Source organism: Alphaproteobacteria bacterium, assembly GCA_035625915.1.
In the GTDB taxonomy this organism is placed as follows: Bacteria; Pseudomonadota; Alphaproteobacteria; order JACZXZ01; family JACZXZ01; genus DATDHA01.
Genome location: DASPOR010000208.1, coordinates 1 through 2,506, shown reverse-complemented (window position 1 = coordinate 2,506; position 2,506 = coordinate 1). Strand labels below are relative to the sequence as shown.

General features: G+C 61.9%; 4 protein-coding genes. 1 reads left to right on the top strand and 3 read right to left on the bottom strand.

Going from position 1 to position 2,506, the window contains the following annotated elements; translation table 11 throughout:
• On the bottom strand, window positions 1-645 hold a 645-nt coding region (locus VEJ16_17035; GenBank protein HYB11370.1), incomplete at its 3' end, for a metalloregulator ArsR/SmtB family transcription factor.
• Window positions 646-912: 267 nt separating this feature from the next.
• Here VEJ16_17035 and tsaA point away from each other — a divergent pair.
• The gene (gene tsaA / locus VEJ16_17030; protein ID HYB11369.1) at window positions 913-1,422 is read left to right on the top strand and encodes a tRNA (N6-threonylcarbamoyladenosine(37)-N6)-methyltransferase TrmO; all 510 of its coding nucleotides are present in this window, start codon (window positions 913-915) and stop codon (window positions 1,420-1,422) included.
• A gap of 265 nt (window positions 1,423-1,687) precedes the next feature.
• Here tsaA and VEJ16_17025 read toward each other — a convergent pair whose 3' ends face one another.
• The gene (locus VEJ16_17025) at window positions 1,688-1,885 is read right to left on the bottom strand and encodes a hypothetical protein (protein HYB11368.1); all 198 of its coding nucleotides are present in this window, start codon (window positions 1,883-1,885) and stop codon (window positions 1,688-1,690) included.
• A 334-nt stretch (window positions 1,886-2,219) separates the two neighbouring features.
• Window positions 2,220-2,506, bottom strand: a 287-nt coding sequence (locus VEJ16_17020; GenBank protein HYB11367.1) for a hypothetical protein, incomplete at its 5' end; no start/stop codon positions are given.

Sequence of the window (2,506 nt, the reverse complement as noted above, 5' to 3'; positions counted from 1 at the left end):
CAAGTCATAAATGTCGCCGTGGCGCACGCTGCAGTGCTTGAGCCCGGCGCGATCGAGCCGTGCGCGGGCCAGCGCCAGCATGTCGAGCGACAAGTCGAGACCGAGCCCACGCTCGATGTCGGTTGCGAACAGTTCAAGCATCCGGCCAGTGCCCGTTCCGAGATCGAGAAGTGCACGGATCGGCTTGTCGGTCAGGGTGGCGCGTATCGCGTCCTCGACAGCCGCGTCGGCGACATGCAGTTGACGGATGCGGTCCCACTGCGCGGCGTGACGCCGAAAGTAATTCTGCGCGGCGGCGGCGCGCGTGGCACGTACAGCGGCAAGCCGTTCTCGGTCGCGCGCCACGATCGGGTCATCCGGCTCAACCCGGCCAATCAGCAAACGGGCGAGATCGGCGCGGCCGCCCCGCTCGCCGATGCGGAAGAAAGCCCAGGACCCCTCGCGGAAACGCTCGACGAGGCCGGCTTCGGCAAGAAGCCGCAAATGACGGGACAGCCGCGGCTGCGATTGGCGCAAGATTTCCATGAGTTCGGATACCGTCAATTCGACCTCGGTCAAGAGCGCTAAAATGCGCAACCTTGTCGCCTCACCCGCGGCCTTGAGCACCGCCGTCAGGCCGGCGAAAGGCAGTTGCTGATGATCCATCCATGGCACCTGCGGTTCCATATAAGCATATCTTTATATCGTTAAACCGTAGGGTGCAACCCCTCCTGCCAAGAATGGGCAAACGGGTGTGGGAGCATGCCCCCGACAGGGACTCGGCATCCGGTTTTCAGGGCCCTGGCAGCCAGCCGGATCGCGTGCCACCGTATCGCGATGATCAAAAAAGGTGAGCCAGATCGGCCCAACAGTCACGGGCCCAAGAGTCGCGGACCCAAAAGTCGCGGGACCGGTAGTCCAGTTCAGCCGGCTGTGGCCGTTGCCGGCGACGACTGGCCGGCGCTGCGCGGCGGCGAGATTGCCGTCGAACTGCCGGGCGATACTGACGCCTCGGTCTACTTCATCGGGCGGATGCGCACGCCCTGGCAAAGCCGCGAGCAATGTCCGAAGAACGCGCGGGAATCCGATGCAGTCTGCCGCGCCGAACTCGATCCGCGTTGGGTGAGGGGCCTGCAGGGCCTTGAGACGGTCAGCCACGTCCTGCTGCTCTATTGGATGCACCGGGCGCGCCGCGATCTCGTGCTGCAGGCGCCGAGACACTATTCCGAGTCGCGCGGCACATTCGCCTTGCGCTCACCGGCACGGCCCAATCCGATCGCAGTTTCGGTGGCGCGGCTGTTGCGCATCGAGGGCAACACGCTTTATGTCGCCGGCGTCGACTGCCTGGATAAAACACCGCTGATCGACGTCAAGCCGTATTTCCCCTCGACCGATTCGGTTCCGGACGCCGTCGTGGGCTGGCACGCGCGCCGCGGGCGCTAAGCCCGAACCGAGATTTATTTCAATGCGATTGGGAGGCGCAAATTCGCATTGGAAAATTCGACCGGGATTGAATCCGATTGCTCAATTAATTGATGCTTGGACCGACTGCCACAGCGGGCTGAATTCCATCCTTGGCGCGCGGCGCATTTCGTGCGCAAAGCGAGAGCTAAGGTCGCGCCGGTGGATTTCAGTGCGACCCTGAGGGTGAAAACGCGGCAACTTATCCACACCCAACCTTGACCCGTTGCCGGAGCCCTGAGCAAGCTCAGCCGAAGAAGTCACAATCCGCGAGCGCGCGATGGTCGACCACTTCGCTTGGGCACAGGGTTACCGCGATCGGGCGGCCAAGTGCCAGCTTTCGGCCAAGAACACGTCGTCGGCCGAATTTGGCGAGTGCTACCGCTTGCTGGAGAAATATTACTTGATGCTGGCGAATCTTGAGGAAGATTTCGTACGCAGGCAAGTCGCTTCCCCTCATGCCGCCGGGTTCACTCAAAAAGGCGAAGAGGAAATTCCCTTTTCCCAAGAAGGCGGACAAGCCGATAGTTTCGCGTCGGCAACCGGGCGAGGAGCCTTCGTCGCTTAGGGAAAACGAAATGCGCGCGGAAAGACGGTCCCCGCGCTCCCGGTGACCGCGCGGATGGCGGCGGTGCGGCAATTGCAAGGATCGAGCCCGGCTGCCGTGCCATCGCTAATATCGGTTCCACCTTCGGCGGCGTGACCGGCGGCGATTCGCAACCATGCCGCAGAGACGGGCAAATCTCTTAATCTCTTATTTCCCCAGCTGACAATCTCGCTCAATAAAGCGGTCCGAACATCGTGTTGGGGAATGTCTCCGGGGCGCCGTGATTGAATCGCATCATGAGGAAGAGGCGAGCACGAATCAGGAAGACGCGGGCACGAATTAGGAAGACGCGGGCGCGAACAAGAAATGCGCGGCTGACGGCCAAAGTCCCGACGACGAATTTGCTTTTAGGTATAGACCGCACCCTTGTGGCAAAACGCCTTGCCGAGCGTCGCATGTAACGCTGCACCGCTTCTTGATCGCCGGTCACAAGCCATACGACGATCGGGGGCAAAAGCA